The sequence below is a fragment of the Cryobacterium sp. Y62 genome, from assembly GCF_002929785.1.
Classification (GTDB): Bacteria; Actinomycetota; Actinomycetes; order Actinomycetales; family Microbacteriaceae; genus Cryobacterium.
In genome coordinates this window covers 145521-165269 of the sequence record NZ_PJJK01000121.1, presented here as the reverse complement: position 1 = coordinate 165269, position 19749 = coordinate 145521, and the positions used below count along the sequence as shown (strand labels likewise).

Genomic DNA, 19749 nt, shown 5'->3' with positions numbered 1-19749 from the left:
ACCCGTCCGTTATTAACGGTCTGCCCCTTTCCGGGTGCAGACCCGGAACAGGAGAATTGTGGCTGCGAAACCACGCGTACACGAGATCGCTACTGAGCTCGGAGTCGACAGCAAGGTAGCACTTGCTAAATTGAAGGAAATGGGCGAGTTCGTAAAAGGACCGTCTTCCAGTGTTGAACCGCCAGTAGCACGTCGCCTTCGCGCTGCGCTTCAGGCGGAAAGTGCCGCAGCGAAGGCTGCCACCCCGCCGCCCGCCGCTGGAGCTGCTGCCACCCCGGCAACGCCTGCTCGTCCGAGCCACGGCGCGAAGCCGGGTGCTCGCCCGGGCCCCAAACCGGCCGCCGAGCCCGCTGCTCCGGCCGTCGCCCCGGCAGCGGATGCTGCGCCCGTTCCGGTGGCGCCGCTCACCGTCGCCGAGCGCCAGGCTCAGGCCGCTGAGAAGGCCGCAGCTGCTGAGAAGGCCGCAGCCGCCGAGGGTGACAAGCTCAACAACGGCACCTCCGAAGCGAAGTCCACGGAGGGATCGGCTACGCCGGTCAAGCCGGGCATGCCTCGCCCGGGAGCTGCACGACCGGGTAACAACCCGTTCGCCAGCAACCAGGGCATGGGTCAGCGTCCAGCTCAGCCGCCGCGTCCGGGGAACAACCCGTTCGCGAGCGCACAGGGCATGGGCCAGCGCCCCGCAACACCTACTCCCAGCAACATTCCGCGCCCGGCGGCTCCTCGCCCCGGCGCCCCCCGCCCCGGTGGACCTGGCCAGGCGGCACGCCCGACCGGATTCGGTCAGCGCCCAGGCGCCTTCCAGCGTCCCGGCGGCGCCCCGGGTGGAGCCGGTGGAGCACGCCCCGGATTCACGCGTCCCGGAGCTCCTGCCGGAGCCCCCGGTTTCGGCCCGCCCCGGCCTGCCGGCGGAGGAGGCGGTGCCGGTCGCGGTCGTGGCCCGGGCGGTGGCACAGCTGGTGCCTTCGGTCGCGGTGGCGGCAAGAACAAGGCGCGCAAGTCGAAGCGTACGAAGAGAGCAGAGTTCGAGCTGCGCGAGGCCCCGTCGCTGGGTGGAGTATCCGTACCGCGCGGCGACGGTGGAACAGTTGTTCGTCTTCGCCGCGGAGCATCCATCACGGACTTCGCTGACAAGATTGACGCGAGCCCCGGAAACCTTGTGACCGTGCTGTTCCACCTCGGTGAAATGGCCACGGCAACGGAATCCCTCGACGAGGCCACATTCGACGTGCTCGGCAGCGAGCTCGGTTACAAGATTCAGATGGTCTCGCCCGACGATGAAGACCGTGAGCTGCTGCTCGCGTTCGATATCGACATCGATCAGGAACTCGCAGACGAAACCGACGAAGACCTCGCGATTCGTCCTCCCGTCGTCACCGTCATGGGCCACGTCGACCACGGTAAGACCGCGCTGCTTGACGCGATCCGTAACGCCAAGGTCGCCGAGGGCGAAGCCGGTGGTATCACGCAGCACATCGGTGCGTACCAGATCATCACCGAGCACGAGGGCATCGACCGTGCCATGACGTTCATCGACACACCGGGTCACGAGGCATTCACCGCTATGCGTGCTCGTGGTGCGCAGGTCACCGACATCGCGATCCTCGTGGTCGCTGCCGACGACGGCATCATGCCGCAGACGATTGAGGCGCTCAACCATGCCCAGGCCGCCAACGTGCCGATCGTGGTTGCAGTGAACAAGATCGATAAGCCCGGAGCCAACCCGCAGAAGGTACGTCAGCAGCTCACCGAATTCGGCCTCGTCGCCGAAGAGTACGGCGGAGACGTCATGTTCGTCGACGTGTCGGCCAAGAACAAGACCGGTATCAAGGAAATTCTTGACGCCGTACTCCTGGTCGCCGATGCCGCACTCGACATGCGCTCCAACCCGAACAAAGATGCCCGCGGTGTCGCCATCGAGGCTCGCCTCGACAAGGGCCGCGGCGCGGTGGCAACCGTGCTCATCCAGTCCGGAACGCTGCACGTCGGAGACTCCATCGTCGCCGGAACGGCCTATGGCCGTGTTCGTGCGATGGCCGACGAAAACGGCGTTGCCGTTCTCGCCGCCACGCCGTCTCGCGCAGTTCAGGTGCAGGGTCTGTCGAGCGTTCCCCGCGCCGGCGATACCTTCCTCGTCATCGCGGAAGACCGCACCGCCCGTCAGATCGCCGAAAAGCGTGAAGCCGCCGAGCGCAACGCACTGCTGGCCAAGGCCCGCAAGCGCATCAGCCTCGAAGACTTCACCCGTGCCCTCGAAGAGGGCAAGGTCGAGTCGCTCAACCTCATCATCAAGGGTGACGTTTCCGGTGCCGTTGAGGCGCTGGAAGAGTCGCTGCTCAAGATTGAGGTCGACGATTCTGTGCAGCTGCGCATCATTCACCGTGGTGTCGGTGCTGTCACGGAGAGCGACGTCAACCTCGCGACCGTCGACAACGCCATCATCATCGGGTTCAACGTTCGCCCGGACACGAAGGCCCGCGAGCGTGCTGCTCGCGAAGGCGTCGACGTGCGCTTCTACTCCGTCATCTACTCCGCCCTCGAGGACATCGAGAGTTCCCTCAAGGGAATGCTCAAGCCCGAGTACGAAGAGATCCAGAGTGGTATTGCCGAAATTCGCGAGGTCTTCAGCTCGTCGAAGTTCGGAAACGTCGCCGGTGTCATCGTGCGCTCCGGTACCATCACCCGAAATGCCAAGGCTCGAGTTATTCGCGAGGGCATCGTGGTGGGGGACAACCTGGGTATCGAGTCGCTGCGTCGTTTCAAGGACGATGTCACCGAGGTTCGTACGGACTTCGAGTGTGGTATCGGACTGGGCAAGTTCAACGACATCCGAATTGGCGATGAGATCGAGACCATCGAGATGAAGGAGAAGCCGCGCGTCTAGCGTTGGTTTTGGGGGGTCGGGCTCGTATTTCGGGTCAGGCCCCGCACGGGGTCAGATCTGCGCAAATTTCCTCCGAAAAGGAAAGAGCGGGGACTCCCACCCCGATTCCCTGCTGTGCATATTAACAGCGGGGAAAATTTACTCCGCCCTTTCGTTGGGTAAGGAGCATCCGTTTAATGCGGTGAAAAAGTACAGAATGACCGGGCGCTTTGGCGGCCGGCTAACAAGGAGTATTGCAATGGCAGATCCGGAACGCGCCAGAAAAATGGCGGACCGCATTAAGGTCATCATCGCCAAGCGGCTGGAGCGCGGCTTGCGCGATCCCAGGCTCGGGTTTGTGACCATCACGGACGTGAAGGTGACCGGGGATCTGCAGCACGCCTCGGTGTTCTACACCGTCTATGGCTCGATCGAGGAACGCACGGACAGCGCAGCTGCGCTCAAGGCCGCAACCGGCCTGATGCGCAGCGAGGTCGGTAAGAACATCACGGCACGGCTCACCCCGTCGATCGAGTTCATCGCCGACGGTATTCCGGAGAACGCCGCGCTTATTGACGACCTACTGCGTGAGGCCCACGATCGCGATACCGCGACCGAGGACAGCAAAGGCACTGCGACCTATGCCGGCGACGCCGACCCGTACAAGAAACCGCGCGACTACGACCTCGAAGACGACGAGGCCGTTGAGGCCGACGACTCTGACGATCTCGACGCGCCCGACACTGCCAGCACCGGCAGGCACTAGAACCATTTCGGTACCTTCGACCGGGCCGGGGTCCGGAAAGGTTTAAGGATGCGGGTTATGGGGCTGGATCCGGTTCGGGGACGCGCTGGTAGCGCGCGAAACGGTAGCTCAGGCCTTCGCTGGAGCGGAGCCATCCGCTGGTTGGATTGGTGTCTACAAGGCTCCAAGCGGCGGTTAGGGCTGGGGCGAGCGTGTCGCCGGCGAACTGTTCGTCGATCTCGGTCAGCTCGAGTGTGTCGGCGTGGCAAACGGCGAGGCGAAAGATTTCGGCGCCGCCGATCACCCAGACCGGCCCGGCGGCAATCGCGAGTGCGTCGTCGAAGCTGTGCACAGCAAATGCCCCGGGCGCGTCCCAGTCACGTTGGCGCGTGACCACGACGTTGTGGCGGCCCGCAAGAGGACGGAAGCGTTTGGGAATCGATTCCCAGGTGCGCCGACCCATGACGACGGCGCCACCTCGCGTGACGGAACGAAAGTGGGCGAGGTCCTCGGGCAGCTGCCAGGGCAGGCCGCCGTCGGCTCCGATCACACCCCCACGGCTTTGCGCCCAGATTAGACCGATGCTCATAATATTCCGTCGGGCAGGGTATAGCCGTCGGGAGAGTCGACCGCGAGGCCGTCGGCTACGAGGCTGTGCAGTGCGCGCTGCAGCTGAGCCGCGTCGGGCCAGAGCGAGTCAATCTCGGCGTCCGTCACGCCGCGGTGGGTGGAGCGCAGCTCGGCCATGATCAGGCCGCGCACCTGCCGGTCACTGCCCGCGAACTTCTTCTGCACGGTCTTGCGCGTTCCGGTGTATTCGGGATAGTCGAGGGCCCGCCAGGCACAGTCATTCCGGATCGGGCAGATGTCGCAGTTCGGACCGCGGCTGGTGCAGACGACCGCGCCGAGTTCCATGATCGCTGCGTTGAACAGCGCCGCCTCGAGGGCGCTTTGCGGCAAGAGAGCACCCATCGCCTCGAGGTCACGACCGCGGCGGGGGGGTGCGGGTTCCCCTGAACCGGCGATGGCACGGGCGATCACCCGCCGCGTGTTGGTATCGACGACCGGATGCCGGTGGCCATACGCGAACGCTGCCACCGCGCGCGCGGTGTAGTCCCCGATCCCGGTCAGGGCGAGCAGCGCATCGATGTCGGAGGGCACAACGCCGCCGTGTTGCTCGGTGATCTGCACGGCGGCAGCGTGCAACCATAAGGCGCGTCGCGGGTACCCGAGGCTGGACCAGGCGCGCACCGCCTCGCTTGGCGGCACCGCAGCGAGATCGGCGGGTGTCGGCCACCGCGCCAGCCACTCCTGCAGCCGGGGGATGACCCGGTTCACCGGGGTTTGTTGCAGCATGAATTCGCTCACCAGGATTCCCCAGGCGCCGAATCCCTCGCGGCGCCATGGCAGGTCGCGGGCGTTCGCCAGGAACCAGGCGTTGAGCGTGGTGCTGATATCCGCTGCTCGGTAGCCTGCTGCGCTGCCGCGAGCCGTCCTACTGCCGGCCGCCGTGCCAACAACGACTTCAGGAGCTGCGTTGTCTCCGGTTCCAGCAGTTGTGACGGGCACATCGGGCGCGTTCTTCAACGCGGCGGTATGACTCGAGGGCGCGATGTTCATCCGTTCTAATCTAGGCTCGTTTCATGAAGCTGGTTTCCACACCCCGGATCGAATTTCTGCGCACCCTGGCCGCCGAGATTCTGCACAATTACGGCCGAGGTCGCACGATCATTGCCGTCGACGGCAATGAGAGAGCGGGTCGCGTCAGCTTCGCCGACGACCTCGCGGCCGTCTTCCGCGAGAGCGAACACCCCACGTTTCGAGCCAGCCTACGTAATTTTCAGCACTCGCGCGCCGAGCAACAGCGCCTCGGCGGAGACCGCCTCGATGTTTCGGAGCGGTTGTATCGGGTCGGATACGACTACTCGACACTGCGCCGCGTACTCGTCGAACCCTTTCGCCTGGGCAGCAGTACCGGGTTCGTCACCGAAGAATTCGACCCCGACCGGGATGCCTGGATTCAACCGACCTGGCAAACCGCCCCGGCCGACGCCATTCTCATCGTTGACGGTGCCTACAGCAATCGACCGGAGTTGCACGGGCTGTGGCTGTTCAGCGTACTGCTCGAATCGGTGTCAGGAAGCGAATCCGACCGGCAGTACCTCGCCGATGTGCACCCGCGGGACATAGTCTCGGCGGTCGTCGACAACACCAACGCCGACCTTCCACGTCGGGTCTTAACCGACCGCTGCTAGTGGCTGGTGGTGGTGAGCTGATCGAACTGGGCCACGACCTCGTCTGGTTTCAGGAATACCCGGCTGCTCTCCACCTCGTGCACCAGCGCGGTCAGGAGAGCGTTGACCGGTGCCGGTCTTCCCGCCAGCTCGGCCTGACGCACGACAGCACCGTTGAGGTGGTCGATTTCGGTCAGGTGGGCCCGCTTGATGCTCTGCAGGGTCGACCCCAGATTGGCGACCGCACCCATTTTTGCGCCCATGCGCAGCGGCAAGGTCTGTCCGAGGGCCATCGGCAGCCGTGCGAACACGCGCAGGCTGCGATCGCTCATCCCCTGCAGGGACCCAAAGGTGACGTAGCGAGCCATGCCCACCTGCACGGTCTCCTGCATGCTTGCGGTCAGAATTCGGCGCAGCGGTGCATCGGCGATGACCGCCTGCACGCTCAGCCCGGTGATGGCCGGCAAAGCGTTGAGCATGTTCACTACGAGCTTGGTCCACTGGGTGCCCACGAAGTTGTCAGTGGCGACAGTGGGAAACGCCTCGTCCAGCACCGCCTGCCAGTGCTGGGTGGCAGCATCTGCTTTGCCGTCACCGCGACCGAGGTAGCTCGATGCTGAGGTGGTGACCCGCACGCGACCCGGCCCAATGTAATGCGCGGCGATGAGGGTGAGCAGACCGAAGCATTCCGAGTTCGGCAGCAGGTTCTGGGCTATTCGCAGCCCGTCGAGCCCGTTCTGCACGACGATCACCGGTGAGCCGTCGAGCGGCTCGGCATTCTCGGCGATGGCGGCCGTGGCATCCTGCGCCTTCGTGCAGACCAGTGTCAGATCCGGAGTTTCGGTCAGAGTCTCCTGCACCTGCACGCGGCATTGCGCATCCCCGTATCCTCCGGTGAGTCGGATTCCGTTCTCTTGAATCAGAGACCTGGCCACCTCGCGGGCCGTGATGGTGAGATCGTGGCCGGCCCGGGCGAGCAGGGTCGCGTAGAGACCGCCCAGGGCGCCGGCGCCGATCACAGCAATTTGCATAGCCCCAGCCTAGATTGCGTTTCGGGCGAGGGCGTTCCACGCTGGTACCCTCTAGAAGTGACTAGCGGCCTCCTCCTCATTGACAAGGCGCAGGGCTGGACGAGCCATGACGTTGTCGCCCGAACCCGGCGCCTGGCCGGAACCCGCAAGGTCGGCCACGCCGGTACCCTCGACCCGATGGCCACCGGCCTGCTCGTGCTCGGCATCGACAGCGCAACTCGGCTCCTCACCTACGTGGTCGGTCAGGGCAAGGAATATCTCGCGACCATTCGCTTGGGACAGTCCACCACGACTGATGACGCCGAGGGCGATGAACTCACTCGCGCACCGGTTGAACAGGTCGCCGCGATCACCCCCGAAGCAGTGGCCGCCGGCATTGAAAACCTCACCGGCGATATCAGCCAGCAGCCGAGCGCCGTCAGCGCCATCAAGGTAGACGGAAAGCGGGCCTACGCCCGGGTACGTGCCGGCGAAGACGTGCAGCTGCCCTCGCGCCCGGTCACGGTGAGTGGTTTCGAACTGTTCGCAAGCACGCCCGGCGACGGTTTTCTCGACCTCGAGGTGCGCGTCGAGTGCAGCTCCGGCACCTACATTCGTGCGCTCGCCCGCGACCTCGGTGTGGCGCTCGGCGTTGGCGGCCACCTCACCGTTCTGCGCCGCACCAGAATCGGCCCGTTCCGCATCGAGAACGCTGCTACCCTCGAGCAGATCAATGTCGTCGCCAACCTCATTTCTCCAGCGGATGCCGCCACCCGGCTGCTGGCGCGTCTCGACCTGTCCGTGGAGCAAGCCATCGACCTCGGACATGGCAAACGCATTACCGTGAAGGAAGACACCACCCGCACCGGTCCGGTCGCCGCCATTGCACCGGATGGCCGCCTGGTCGGACTGGTCGAGTATCGCGGCGACCAGGCCAAGTCGCTGCTGAACTTTCCGCCAGATCTTCCTGGCAAAATAGCCGAGCCGCCGGCATCCGTCATCGAACCGGAACAGGGCTCATGATCGAATGGTTTACCTGGCTGCAGCTGGGAATCGCCGTGCCCGGCGGAGTGCTCTGCGTCATCCTCGGCCTGCTGGGACGCAAACCCACCGACCTCACCATGGGCGCGGCCGCCCTCGTCGAATTGCTGCTCATCGTGCAGCTTGCTGCCGCGATTGCGGCGCCACTGGCCGGCAACGACGCCACCGGCAGTCTGCTCGAGTTTTACACCTACCTGGTCAGTGCCATTGCGCTGCCGGTCGTGGCCGGATTCTGGGCGCTGGTCGAGCGTAGCCGCTGGAGCACCGTCATCCTCGGTGTGAGCTGCCTGTCTGTCGCCGTCATGCTCTACCGCATGAACCAGATCTGGAACGTTCAGGGGAGCTGACCCGGTTCCGGCTGCCTCGCGGAAGCTGCAATAATTATCTAACCAGATGACGAGTGAGTTATGACTACAACAGAGCGATGACAGAATCCCCGACTGAGAAGCCCGCCTCCGCCAAGCGGGTGAGGGGCGTCGGTCGACTCCTCATCGCCGTTTATGGCGTGCTGGCCCTCGCCGCCACCGGCCGGTCCTTCGTACAAATCGTGCGAGCCTTCGATGAAGCCCCGCTCGCCTATGCCTTGTCTGCTCTCGCCGCGGTGGTCTACATCGTGGCCACGGTGGCCCTGATGCGGCGCAGCATTCGCTGGTATCGCATCGCCTGGATCACGATCAGCTTTGAAATGCTTGGCGTACTCGTCGTTGGCACCCTGAGTCTGGTTGATCCGGCGCTGTTCGAGCACGCGACCGTCTGGTCGATCTACGGCAGTGGATACCTCTTTATTCCCCTCGTGCTGCCTCTGCTGGGCATGTGGTGGCTCGCCCGCCACCGCGTCGCGCCCGTGAGCGAGGGGCGCGCATGAAGATTCTGAACGGTGTCGAGTCCGTACCGAGCGACTGGCCCGACTCGGCCGTGAGCATCGGAAAGTTCGATGGCGTGCATGCCGGACACCGTGCGGTCATCACCGAGCTCCAGACCGTCGCCGAGCGCGAGCAGCTGGCGGCCGTCGTCGTGACGTTCGACCGGCATCCGCTCGCCCTGCTCTCGCCGCAAAACTGCCCGAGCACGCTCGTCAGCGCAGAGCAGAAACTCAAACTGATCGCCGAGACCGGGGTTGACGCGACCCTGTTGCTCGAGTTCAACCACGCCCTGTCAAGCCTGCCACCGCGCGAGTTCATCGAAAGCATTCTGGTCACCGCTCTGCACGCCCGGTTCGTGCTCGTCGGTTGTGACTTTCGATTTGGAGCCAAGGGGGCCGGTGATGTTGCCCTGCTGCGGCAACTCGGCCTCGAATACGGCTACACCGTTGGACTGATCGAGGACGTGAAACCCGACGGTGAACGGCGGGTCTCGTCCACCTGGATTCGCGAATTGCTCGCCACTGGTGCGGTGCGTGCGGCTGGAGACCTGCTTTGTCATCTGCCGACCGTGCGAGGCATGGTGGTACACGGCGCAGCCCGCGGCCGCGAGCTGGGTTTTCCCACCGCGAACCTGTCCGCCGATTCCGAGGGGCTGATTCCGGCCGACGGCGTCTACGCCGGTTGGCTGACGGATGCCGGTGCTCGCTATCCGGCGGCGATTTCGGTTGGCAACAATCCCACCTTCGACGGAGTGGCACAGAAGCAGGTCGAGGCCTACGTGCTCGATGAGACCGAGTTAGACCTCTACGACCGCGTCGTCGACGTTGCGTTCGTTGAGCGGATTCGCGGCATGGTCGCCTACGCGGGCATCGACCCGCTGATCAAACAGATTCGCGACGACGTGGCGCGGGTGCGCACGATCCTGGGCCCGTAATTCCGGGCCTGGTTTAGTCCAGTCGGAGCCGGTTACCGACGGCGAACCAGGCGGTCGCGCCGAACACCGGGGCGAGCAGCACAGCGAGAACCCAGTTGGTGCGCTTGGTTGGACTCAGGTGTGCGGCCCGCCCGATCTGCATGATGGCGACGAGGGAAAGAGTGAGCACGACCAGCCCGGCGAGTACTGCCACCAGGATGCCGACCCAGTCGTGAACGCCGATGTTCTCCATGCCCAAAACCATACCAAACAGTATGTTTATTGTTGCGCGCAATGAGGTATTGGTGATTGGAGACTGGCACGTGGGCATAGCCCCAAAAGGGGGTGCGGTCGAGGCCCTCGGGGGATTCGAGGGGGGTCGTCGCCCCCGGTATTCTAGAAACTCGAGCATTTTCCGGGAGATCCAATGTCACAACAAGTACGAGCGATCGAAACGCGCGCCGCGATAATTCGCGGTGCAGCAGCGGCCTTTGAGCAGCGCGGTTACGGGAGCACGTCCCTTGCACAGGTCAGCAGTGCGGCTGGCGTCACCAAGGGCGCCCTGTACTTCCACTTCGATTCCAAAGAAGCTCTCGCCCTCGCCATAATCGCCGCGCAGCACGCGGCATCGGCGGCGGCCGGCCAGAAACTGCTCGATGACAACTACCCCGGTTTGCACGCCCTCGTATCGATGTCCTATGAGCTCGCGCGTCAGCTGCGCGACGACCTCGTCGTGAGCGCCGGAATTCGTTTGACCATCGAAGCGGTGAATTTTTCCACCCCCGTGGCCGGGCCCTACCTCGACTGGATGGTTGCCTGCGAGGAATTCCTCCGCCGGGGGATGGCCTCCGGCGATATCAACCCCGATCTGGACGTTCGTGCGGCCGCCCACTTCTGTACAGCGGCCTTCACCGGCGTGCAGGTCGTCTCCGATGTGCTGACCAAACGGGCCGACATCGACCAGCGTCTCACTGAGATGTGGGCCATGCTGCTGCCAGCCCTCGTCGCTCCCGAACGCTGGGAGGAGCTGAAAGACCTCCCCGAGCGTATCCGGCGGGAGCGCGCGGGGCTGTAGCCGTCGCATCCGCTCGGCTGGCCGGGCCTGCCTCGCGCCCTAGACTGACCGAGTGACTATCGCAGCCCCCAGCCCCCTCTGGCCGGGACGCGGCCTGGCCCTGCTGGGCATCATTCTGGTCGCGGCAAATCTCCGGAGTGCGGTTACCGCTCTCTCGCCGATTGTCGCCGAGATCAACGTCGATATTCCGCTCAGCGCGGTATCCCTCGGCGTGCTCGGCATGCTTCCGCCCGTTTGTTTTGCCGTTTTCGGCATCTTCACCCCAATGATCAGCCGTCGCCATGGCCTCGAATTGCCCCTCGTGCTCGCCGTCCTGGCGATCCTGGTCGGTCATTTCACTCGCGGGGTATCCGGCTCGATCACCATGCTCATCATCGGCAGTGTCATCGCCTTCGCCGGCCTCGGCGTTGGCAATGTGCTCCTGCCGCCGCTGGTCAAAAAATACTTTCCGGACCGGATCGGCCTCGTCACGTCCCTGTACGCCACCGTGATGTCGCTGAGCACCCTGGTTCCTCCGCTCATCGCCGTTCCGGTGGCGGATGCCGCGGGCTGGCGAATTTCGCTCGGCATGTGGATGCTGCTGGCTCTGCTGGCGCTGGTGCCGTGGATCACCATGCTCGTGCGGCACCGTACCGAGCAATCGCCAAGCCCCGTGGTCGACGAGGCCGATGCGGCCATTCTCGGTCGACTGTGGCGATCCTCGATCGCCTGGGCCATCGCCGGCGTGTTCGCGACCTCGTCGCTCAACGCCTATGCCATGTTCGCTTGGCTGCCACAGCTCCTCGTCGACGCAGCGCAGGTGACTCCTACCCAGGCGGGGACGCTCCTCGCGGTCTACGCCGGCATGGGCATCCCGTGCGCCCTGATCATTCCGATCCTCACCGCCCGCCTGAAGAACATCGGCCCACTCGTCTACGTGGGCGTATTCGCGTTCGTGATCGGCGACCTGGGGCTAATGTTCCTACCGAAGACCATGACCTGGCTCTGGGTGTCGCTGGCCGGGCTTGGGCCAATGTTCTTCCCGCTGGCTCTTGTGCTCATCAACCTGCGCACCCGCACCCACGCCGGTGCGGTTGCACTCAGCAGCTTTGTGCAGGGTATCGGTTACACACTCGGTGCCCTGGGTCCGCTGGTTTTTGGCCTGTTGCACGAACTGAGCGGTGGGTGGACCTGGCCGATGGTCTTTCTCCTCGTAACGGCGCTTGCCGTGCTCGTTGCTGGAGCGGTGATCGGTCGACCGCACATGCTCGAGGACGACCTGGCACGCTCCCGCTGAGCCAGGCGGCTACGGCACCAATTCTGCGCGGTGAATCAACGCCGCAGCGCCGATCAGCGGGCCGTCGCCCGAGAGAGCCGAGTGCACCAGGCGTACCCGGGTTGCGTAGGCGAATTGCACGCGTTCCAGGATCGCCGCGCAGGCGAAATCCAGCAGGTCGGGGGTGACATTCGAGAAACCACCACCAATGGCGACCATGTCGAGGTCGAGCAGCGTCGCCGCGGAGGCGATCGCCTGGCCGAGGGCCCGGCCGCTGCGCTTCACGGCCAGAATCGCGATCGGGTCGGCTGCCGCGTAGGCCGCCGCTAGGTCCTCGCCGGACTCGCCGGTGAAGCCCTGAGATCTGGCCCAGGCGACGGTTTTCGGCCCGGAGGCGATCGCCTCAATGCAGCCGGTTCCGCCGCAGGCGCAGGCATCCAAGAAGCCGCCGACCTCGATATGGCCGATATGGCCGGCATTGCCCGTTGGCCCGGATACCGTGACGCCGCCGAGAATCAAGCCGCCACCGACACCGGTCGACACGATCATGCCCATCAGGTTGTCGACGCCCCGGCCCGCGCCCACCCAGTGTTCGGCTAGCGTGATGCACAGGCCGTCCATGCGCAGTCGCACGTCCAGACCGGGAACCAGCCCGGCCACGAGCTCCTGGAGCCCAAACTCGCGCCATACCGGCAGATTCAGCGGCGACACCGCCCCCGCACCCAGGTGAATCGGCCCGGCACAGCCGATGCCGACTCCGATCAGGGGATAGCCCAGCGGCACGCTCGCGAGGGTCGCCAGAATGACAGTTCTGACAGCGGATGCGAGCTGCTCACTGGTCGCGCTGGCCCCGGTCGTCGCGCGGTGCCGGCTGCTCGGAAGCACTGTGCCTCGGTCGTCCACGAGTGCGGCTTCGACCTTGGTCCCCCCAACGTCGACGGCGAGAACGTACTCGAAGGCTTCACTGGTGCGCATGCACTGATCGTATGGGATGGGTCCGCTCAACGCGCCAGCGGTGGCCGCTGCTCAAGAGAGCAAGATCGCCTACAGCTGTTGATTCGCGCGTCGGGCTCACGTAGGCTGAATTCGAAAGATTGGACCGTGAACCGTATGAGTGACACCGACGAACTCCTCTCCATCCGCGCGGCCGAGTTGTACTACGAAGAAAACCAGACCCAGGATGAGATCGGTGTCATTCTGCGCCTCACCCGCTGGAAGGTTGGCCGGCTGCTCGCGAGCGCTAAGGCCAACGGCTTCATCCGCATCGAAATCGTGCACCCGCGCGCCCGGCGACTACCGATCGAACGCCGCTTACGCGAATCGACCGGCTTGACCGACGCGATCGTGGTCTCCTCCGCCGGGGTGTCGAGCGACGCTGAGCTGCAGTCGCGTACCGCGCAGGCCGCCGCCGACTATCTCACGAGCCTCCGCCCGATTCCACGCACGCTCGGCATCAGCTGGGGTCGCACCCTGCACGACGTGTCCCTGCACCTCAAACAGGGCTGGGCGCCGGGAGTGAACGTGGTGCAGATCAACGGTGGCGTCAGCCTGAATCAGCGCACCGGCACCGCGGCATCCACTGCGGTGACCATCGCGCACAAGGCCGACGGGTCGGCCACTCTGCTGCCCAGCCCGGCCATCTTCGAACGCCTTGAAACCAAACAGGCGATGGAGGCCGACCGCACGGTTGCCGGGGTGCTTGCCCTGGCCCGCAATGCCCAGGCCTACGTCTTCAGCGCCGGTCAAGCAGATGCAAATTCCGCCCTGGTCGATAGCGGCTACCTGACGGTCGCCCAGATCGACGACCTCGTGACGCGCGGTGCAGTCGGCGACGTTGTCGGCCGCTACATCGATCAAAACGGCCGAATCGTCGACCCCGAACTCAACGAACGCACGGTCGGCATTCAGCTCGACCAGTTGCGGCGCGCCCCGCTCACCATCGCCGTCATTTCCGGACGCTCCAAACACGCCATCGCCCGCGCCGTCGTGCGCAACGGGCTGTGCACCGTTCTGGTGACCGACGAAGACACCGCGAACGCCCTCCTCCAAGACTGAAGATACCCGTGCCACCGCTCAAAAGGACACCCCATGACCAGTAGCCCCTTGGCCACCTACCAACCCGATCAGCGCGCCCTCGCGTTGATCGGCGGGGAAGCCACCGACGCCAACCTGCGCCGGTACCTGCACGGCATCCCCGGAATCGACGCCGTCGGCCTCGAAGCCCGCGCTGCCGACCTCGGTACCCGCTCGATCAAGACCAGCTCCAAGCGCTGGGCGATCGACACCATTATTGGACTGATCGACCTCACCACCCTCGAAGGAGCCGACACCCCTGGCAAGGTGCGTTCGCTCGTCGCCAAGGCGCTGGTACCTGACTCTGGTGACCCCGGCTGCCCGCGCGTCGCCGCGGTCTGCGTCTACGGCGACATGGTCGGCACGGCCGTCGTTGCGCTCGGCGCTGCCCACGCCAACGGCGGCACCGAGGGAGTCAACGTGGCCGCCGTCGCCACTGCTTTTCCCAGCGGACGCGCATCGATTAGCGTCAAGCTCGCTGATGTGCGCGCCTCGGTCGCCGCCGGCGCCGACGAGATCGACATGGTCATCGACCGTGGCGCCTTTCTGGCCGGCCGATTCGGCCAGGTTTACGACGAGATCGTGGCTGTGAAAGATGCCTGCCGCCGCGCCGACGGATCGATGGCTCACCTCAAGGTCATCCTCGAGACCGGCGAACTGAACACCTACGACAACGTGCGCCGCGCCTCCTGGCTGGCCATTTTGGCTGGCGGAGACTTCATCAAGACCTCCACCGGCAAGGTAACCCCGGCTGCGACGCTGCCGGTGACGTTGTCGATGCTTGAGGTCGTGCGCGACTGGCACCGCCTCACCGGCGTGCGCATCGGAGTGAAGCCGGCCGGCGGCATCCGCACCTCGAAGGACGCCATCAAGTACCTCGTGACAGTCGCCGAAACCGTGGGGGAGGAGTGGCTCGTACCGCACCTGTTCCGGTTCGGCGCGTCCAGCCTGCTGAACGACGTGCTATTGCAGCGCCAGAAGATGGCGACCGGGCACTACTCCGGCCCCGACTACGTGACGATTGATTAGGAACGACCATGAAATTTCTTGACTACGCTCCGGCCCCCGAGTCGCAGGCCCTGCTGGGCCTCAAAACCGATTACGGTCTGTTCATCAACGGTGAGTTCACGGCCGGCCGGGGCACCCCGTTTCAGACCATCAACCCGGCCACCGAGCAGCAGATCGCCATGATCGCGACCGCCAATGAAGCGGATGTCGACGCCGCCGTTGCCGCCGCCCGTCACGCCTACGACGGGGTCTGGTCCCGCCTGTCCGGCAGCGACCGAGGTAAATACCTGTTTCGCATCGCTCGTCTGGTGCAAGAACGCGCCCGCGAACTCGCCGTCGCCGAAACTCTCGACAACGGCAAGCCGATCAAGGAAACCCGCGATGTCGATATTCCCCTCGTCGCCGCCTGGTTCTTCTACTACGCCGGCTGGGCCGACAAGCTCGATCACGCCGGAGTAGGCCCGAACCCGGCCTCGCTCGGCGTTGCGGCCCAGGTCATCCCGTGGAACTTTCCGCTCATGATGCTCGCCTGGAAGATTGCCCCGGCCCTCGCCGCCGGTAACACCGTCGTTCTCAAGCCCGCCGAAACCACCTCGCTCACCGCGCTGCTGTTCGCCGAGATTCTGCAGCAGGCCGATCTGCCCGCCGGTGTCGTGAACATCATCACCGGTGCTGGCAGCACCGGGCAGACCCTCGTCAACCACCCCGGCGTCAACAAGGTCGCCTTCACCGGGTCAACGTCGGTCGGGCGGGCTATTGCCCGTTCGGTCGCGGGAACCGACAAGAAGGTCAGCCTCGAACTCGGCGGCAAGGGCGCCAACATCGTCTTCGACGACGCCCCGATCGACCAGGCGATCGAGGGCATCGTGCGCGGCATCTTCTTTAATCAGGGCCACGTCTGCTGCGCCGGCAGTCGCCTGCTCGTGCAGGAAAGCATCCACGACGACGTCATAGATCGGCTCAAGCGTCGTATGCAGACGCTGCGCCTGGGCGACCCGCTTGACAAGAACACCGATATCGGCGCCATCAACAGTGCAGAGCAGCTCGCCCGCATTCGCGAACTGTCCGAGCTGGGTCAGCGGGAGGGCGCCGAACGCTGGAGTGCCGACTGCGTCATCCCTACGACTGGTTTCTGGTTCGCGCCGACCATCTTCACCAACGTGTCGACCAGCCACCGCATAGCCCGCGACGAGATCTTCGGCCCGGTGCTCTCGGTGCTCACCTTTCGCACCCCGGCCGAGGCCATCGCCAAGGCGAACAACACCCCGTACGGTCTCTCCGCCGGAATCTGGAGTGACAAGGGCAGCCGCATCCTGGCCGTCGCCGACAAGCTACGCGCCGGCGTGATCTGGGCGAACACCTTCAACCAGTTTGATCCGTCGAGCCCATTCGGCGGCTACAAGGAGAGCGGCTACGGCCGTGAGGGAGGCCGCCACGGCCTCGCCGCGTACCTCAAGCCCGCCGTACGCACTGGTTCGCGGTCCGCCGCCGCTGTTCACGCGACACCGGTCACCAAGAAGTCCACGTCTGCAAAGAAGGCCGCCAAGTGAACCGCCTCGCCATCCCCAAAACCTACAAGCTCTATATCGGCGGCAAGTTTCCGCGCAGCGAATCCGGACGCGTCTACGAGGTGCTCTCGCACAAGGGCGAGTTTCTGGCCAATGCAGCCAAGGGCAGCCGCAAGGATGCCCGCGACGCTGTCGTTGCCGCTCGTAGCGCGCTCGGTGGCTGGGCCGGAGCCACGGCCTACAACCGCGGCCAGGTGCTGTACCGCATCGCCGAACTGCTCGAGGGTCGTCGGAGCCAGTTCATCGACGAAATCATGAGCTGCGAGGGCGTCAATGCCGCAGCGGCGAGCGCCCAGGTCGACGAAGCCATCGACCGTTGGGTCTGGTATGCCGGCTGGGCCGACAAGTACGTGCAGGTTGCCGGCAACGCCAACCCAGTGTCCGGACCGTTCTTCAACCTGTCCGTGCCAGAACCCACCGGCATCGTGGCGATCATCGCGCCACAGAGCGCCGAATCGCTCCTCGGACTGGTCAGCGCCATCGCCCCGGCCCTCGTCGCCGGAAACACCGTCGTCGTCGTCGCCAACGAGAGTGCGCCGCTGCCTGCAATCAGCCTCGGCGAGGTGCTCGCCACGAGTGATGTGCCCGGTGGGGTGGTCAACATCGTGACCGGTTCGCCGGCCGAGATCGCGCCCTGGCTGGCCAGCCACGCCGACGTCAACGCTCTCGACCTCGTCGGAGCCAACGACCTCGACTGGGTCGAGCTGCAGATCAGCGCTGCCGACACGCTCAAGCGGGTGCTACCACCCGAGACGGGAGCGGATGCCGCAGCACCGGCGTTGTCGCGCATCCTCGCCTTCACCGAACTGAAGACGGTCTGGCACACCAAAGCCATTCTCTAATTCGGATCCGAAGTACCCAGCGGGGGGTCAAGCGGACGGGATAAACTCCGCCGCATGACCTCACGCAGAGCACTTGTCACGGGAGCGACCGGCTACATCGGTGGACGCCTCGTACCCAAACTCCTCGAAGCCGGTTTCACGGTGCGGGTGTTCGTGCGCACCCCGTCAAAGTTACGCGATGTGCCCTGGGCCGACCAGGTCGAAATCGTCGAGGGCGACCTTGGTGACCTGGCCTCGGTACAGCGCGCCTGCATCGACGTCGACGTGCTCTACTACCTCGTGCACTCGATGGGCGCGGCCGGTGACTTCGAAGAAACCGAGCACCTGGCTGCCGAAAACGTCGCCCAGGCGGCTGTCGGCGCCGAAATCGGGCGCATCGTTTACCTCGGCGGGCTGCATCCCGAAACCGGCGCGTTGTCGGCCCACCTGAACTCCCGCAGGGAAGTCGGCCGCATCCTGCTTGCCAGCGGTGTACCGACCGCGGCCTTCCAGGCCGGCGTTGTCATTGGCTCCGGCTCGACCTCGTTCGAGATGATTCGTCACCTCACCGATGTGCTGCCCTATATGCCGGCGCCGAAGTGGGTGCGCAACAAGATCCAGCCGATAGCCGTGCGTGACGTGCTCTACTACCTGCAGGCCGCGGCCGACCTCGCCCCCGAAGTAAACCGCACCTTCGACATCGGCGGCCCCGACGTGTTGCGCTATGGCCAGATGATGAACGGCTACGCCCTCGAAGCCGGACTGAAACAGCGGGCCATCGCCGCCCTGCCAGTGCTCACCCCGTGGCTCGCCTCGCAGTGGGTGAACCTGGTCACACCCATTCCGCGTAACCTCGCCATTCCCATCATCGCGTCGCTGCAGTATGACTGCGTCGTGCATGAGAGCGACATCGACCAGTACATTCCGCAGCCGGAGGGCGGCCTCACCGGCTACCGGCGCGCGGTGCGCCTGGCGCTGGGCCGCATGCGCGACGGCGACGTCGAGACCAGCTGGCGTAACTCCTCGATCGAGGGCGCTTCGAGTAACCCGCTCCCAAGCGACCCGGACTGGGCCGGCCACGCCGTCTACACCGACCTGCGCGAGAAGACCACCCCAGCTGCCCCGGCCGCTCTCTGGCGGGTTATCGAGAGCATCGGTGGCGAAAACGGCTGGTATTCTTTCCCGCTGGCCTGGGCTGTGCGTGGCCTGATGGACAAGGCTGTTGGCGGGGTGGGCCTGCGCCGCGGCCGCCGAAACCCCGACCACCTGCACACGGGTGAGGTGCTCGACTTCTGGCGGGTCGAACAGATCGACCACGGCAGCTTTCTGCGATTGCGCGCCGAGATGCGCGTTCCCGGGCGGGCCTGGCTCGAAATGAGCGTTACACCGACGGATGCCGGTGGCTCGCTCTATCGGCAGCGCGCGGTGTTCTTTCCCCGCGGCCTCGGCGGTCGGCTGTACTGGGCGGTTATTTTTCCGTTTCACGGGATCATTTTCGAGGGCATGGCCACGCGCATCACGGCCGCGGCTGCGGCGGAACAGGAAGCCGAGGCGGAGCATTCGCTTTCGTCGGCTACACGCTCCGACAACGCCTGATGGTCGGGTAGATGTGTCGATAAAGCGTGCGTATACTCTGGGAATTCTGGCGACTCTGCCCGGTTCGGGGCATGATGGGTAGCGGATAGGAGGCCTATTATGACAGTTTCACTCGCCTTCCTGGGCGACGGCCTCACCGCGAATGGTCAGTGGGAAGAATGGTTTCCCGAGCACGAGGTACACAATCTCGCTGCGAGCGGCAACACCACCGATGAGGTTATTTCACAACTTGATCAGGTGATTAAGTTGCGGCCCAATGCCATTGTGATCGGGGTCGGCACCAACGATCTCGGCTGGCGCAAATCCGACGAGTACGTCGTGCGTAACCTCGAAACCATCCTGCACACACTGCGCCGTGCCCTGCCGGAGACCCGCATCATGGTGCAATCGGTGCTGCCGCGCGACCGAGACTTCGCCGGCACAATCCGCTCCATCAACCGGCACGTCTGGCAGTACGCCCCCACCCAACACGTGCAATACCTCGACCTGTGGCCGGCACTGGCGTTGCCAGACGGTGAACTCGACCCGACCTTCGGAATCGACCGGTTGCATCTGAACGAGGCCGGCTATGCCGCCTGGCTGGCCGAGTTGCGGCCGGGGCTGGAGATGCTGTTCGAGCGCCCGCCGTCGACGACGTCGATTCCGATTCAGCACGCCTGACCCGGGCGGCGGCCGGGCCAGTAC

At 65.0% G+C, this 19749-nt stretch carries 20 protein-coding genes; 15 read left to right on the top strand and 5 right to left on the bottom strand.

The genetic code is table 11. The annotated features are described in order from the left end of the window. The first annotated feature begins 58 nt into the window (after positions 1 to 58). Together infB and rbfA are read left to right on the top strand one after the other, a co-directional pair. Positions 59 to 2884 carry a translation initiation factor IF-2 gene (gene infB, locus CXY71_RS20085; protein WP_104139828.1) on the top strand — a complete coding sequence of 942 codons (2826 nt, stop codon included), beginning with the start codon at positions 59 to 61 and terminating at the stop codon, positions 2882 to 2884. A 238-nt stretch (positions 2885 to 3122) separates the two neighbouring features. Next, the gene (gene rbfA, locus CXY71_RS20080) at positions 3123 to 3629 is read left to right on the top strand and encodes a 30S ribosome-binding factor RbfA (protein ID WP_104139825.1); all 507 of its coding nucleotides are present in this window, start codon (positions 3123 to 3125) and stop codon (positions 3627 to 3629) included. 55 nt (positions 3630 to 3684) lie between these two features. On the opposite strand, the gene CXY71_RS20075 is transcribed toward rbfA, so the two are convergent. Beyond that, complete coding sequence (locus CXY71_RS20075; protein WP_104139822.1) at positions 3685 to 4197, bottom strand: dihydrofolate reductase; 513 nt, start codon at positions 4195 to 4197, stop codon at positions 3685 to 3687. Continuing rightward, positions 4194 to 5228: an A/G-specific adenine glycosylase gene (locus tag CXY71_RS20070; protein ID WP_104139819.1), complete on the bottom strand. Its 1035-nt coding sequence runs from the start codon at positions 5226 to 5228 to the stop codon at positions 4194 to 4196. Before CXY71_RS20070 ends, CXY71_RS20075 begins: the two co-directional genes overlap by 4 nt. Positions 5229 to 5251: 23 nt before the next feature. On the opposite strand from CXY71_RS20070, the gene CXY71_RS20065 reads away from it, so the two are divergent. Next, positions 5252 to 5863 (top strand): hypothetical protein, encoded by a 612-nt coding sequence (locus CXY71_RS20065; RefSeq protein ID WP_104139816.1) that lies wholly within the window; start codon positions 5252 to 5254, stop codon positions 5861 to 5863. Here the strand turns inward: CXY71_RS20065 and CXY71_RS20060 are convergent. Continuing rightward, on the bottom strand, positions 5860 to 6873 hold the full coding sequence (locus CXY71_RS20060) for a ketopantoate reductase family protein (RefSeq protein ID WP_104139813.1): 1014 nt from the start codon (positions 6871 to 6873) through the stop codon (positions 5860 to 5862). The two genes, CXY71_RS20065 and CXY71_RS20060, sit on opposite strands and share 4 nt — an antisense overlap. A gap of 57 nt (positions 6874 to 6930) precedes the next feature. Between CXY71_RS20060 and truB the strand changes: the two genes are divergently transcribed. The 4 genes from truB to CXY71_RS20040 all read left to right on the top strand — a co-directional run bounded on the left by truB (position 6931) and on the right by CXY71_RS20040 (position 9690). Beyond that, positions 6931 to 7875: a tRNA pseudouridine(55) synthase TruB gene (truB, locus tag CXY71_RS20055; protein WP_104139810.1), complete on the top strand. Its 945-nt coding sequence runs from the start codon at positions 6931 to 6933 to the stop codon at positions 7873 to 7875. Beyond that, the gene (locus CXY71_RS20050; protein ID WP_104139807.1) at positions 7872 to 8240 is read left to right on the top strand and encodes a hypothetical protein; all 369 of its coding nucleotides are present in this window, start codon (positions 7872 to 7874) and stop codon (positions 8238 to 8240) included. Before truB ends, CXY71_RS20050 begins: the two co-directional genes overlap by 4 nt. Before the next feature lie 77 nt (positions 8241 to 8317). Next, positions 8318 to 8758 (top strand): hypothetical protein, encoded by a 441-nt coding sequence (locus tag CXY71_RS20045; RefSeq protein ID WP_104139804.1) that lies wholly within the window; start codon positions 8318 to 8320, stop codon positions 8756 to 8758. Beyond that, entirely contained in the window at positions 8755 to 9690 is a 936-nt protein-coding gene (locus tag CXY71_RS20040; RefSeq protein ID WP_104139801.1) for a bifunctional riboflavin kinase/FAD synthetase, read from the top strand. Before CXY71_RS20045 ends, CXY71_RS20040 begins: the two co-directional genes overlap by 4 nt. A gap of 13 nt (positions 9691 to 9703) precedes the next feature. Here CXY71_RS20040 and CXY71_RS21315 read toward each other — a convergent pair whose 3' ends face one another. Further along, complete coding sequence (locus CXY71_RS21315) at positions 9704 to 9934, bottom strand: PLDc N-terminal domain-containing protein (protein WP_233204730.1); 231 nt, start codon at positions 9932 to 9934, stop codon at positions 9704 to 9706. Between the two features lie 162 nt (positions 9935 to 10096). Here CXY71_RS21315 and CXY71_RS20030 point away from each other — a divergent pair, with 162 nt between their 5' ends. Together CXY71_RS20030 and CXY71_RS20025 are read left to right on the top strand one after the other, a co-directional pair. Beyond that, positions 10097 to 10744: a ScbR family autoregulator-binding transcription factor gene (locus CXY71_RS20030; protein ID WP_104139795.1), complete on the top strand. Its 648-nt coding sequence runs from the start codon at positions 10097 to 10099 to the stop codon at positions 10742 to 10744. Positions 10745 to 10796: 52 nt separating this feature from the next. After that, positions 10797 to 12020, top strand: a complete 1224-nt coding sequence (locus CXY71_RS20025; protein ID WP_104139792.1) for a CynX/NimT family MFS transporter — start codon at positions 10797 to 10799, stop codon at positions 12018 to 12020. A gap of 9 nt (positions 12021 to 12029) precedes the next feature. On the opposite strand, the gene CXY71_RS20020 is transcribed toward CXY71_RS20025, so the two are convergent. Then, on the bottom strand, positions 12030 to 12974 hold the full coding sequence (locus tag CXY71_RS20020) for an ROK family protein (RefSeq protein WP_104139789.1): 945 nt from the start codon (positions 12972 to 12974) through the stop codon (positions 12030 to 12032). A 135-nt stretch (positions 12975 to 13109) separates the two neighbouring features. On the opposite strand from CXY71_RS20020, the gene CXY71_RS20015 reads away from it, so the two are divergent. The 6 genes from CXY71_RS20015 to CXY71_RS19990 all read left to right on the top strand — a co-directional run bounded on the left by CXY71_RS20015 (position 13110) and on the right by CXY71_RS19990 (position 19725). After that, on the top strand, positions 13110 to 14054 hold the full coding sequence (locus tag CXY71_RS20015; RefSeq protein WP_104139786.1) for a sugar-binding transcriptional regulator: 945 nt from the start codon (positions 13110 to 13112) through the stop codon (positions 14052 to 14054). Positions 14055 to 14087: 33 nt separating this feature from the next. Beyond that, a complete protein-coding gene (gene deoC, locus CXY71_RS20010; protein WP_104139783.1) occupies positions 14088 to 15101 on the top strand; it encodes a deoxyribose-phosphate aldolase in 1014 nt (337 codons plus the stop codon). 8 nt (positions 15102 to 15109) lie between these two features. Continuing rightward, on the top strand, positions 15110 to 16630 hold the full coding sequence (locus CXY71_RS20005) for an aldehyde dehydrogenase family protein (protein WP_104139780.1): 1521 nt from the start codon (positions 15110 to 15112) through the stop codon (positions 16628 to 16630). Next, positions 16627 to 17490: an aldehyde dehydrogenase gene (locus CXY71_RS20000; RefSeq protein WP_104139777.1), complete on the top strand. Its 864-nt coding sequence runs from the start codon at positions 16627 to 16629 to the stop codon at positions 17488 to 17490. Before CXY71_RS20005 ends, CXY71_RS20000 begins: the two co-directional genes overlap by 4 nt. A gap of 54 nt (positions 17491 to 17544) precedes the next feature. Then, entirely contained in the window at positions 17545 to 19065 is a 1521-nt protein-coding gene (locus tag CXY71_RS19995) for an SDR family oxidoreductase (protein WP_104139774.1), read from the top strand. A 99-nt stretch (positions 19066 to 19164) separates the two neighbouring features. Next, positions 19165 to 19725, top strand: coding sequence for a GDSL-type esterase/lipase family protein (locus CXY71_RS19990; protein WP_104139771.1), 561 nt, complete (start codon positions 19165 to 19167; stop codon positions 19723 to 19725). Positions 19726 to 19749: the final 24 nt, after the last annotated feature.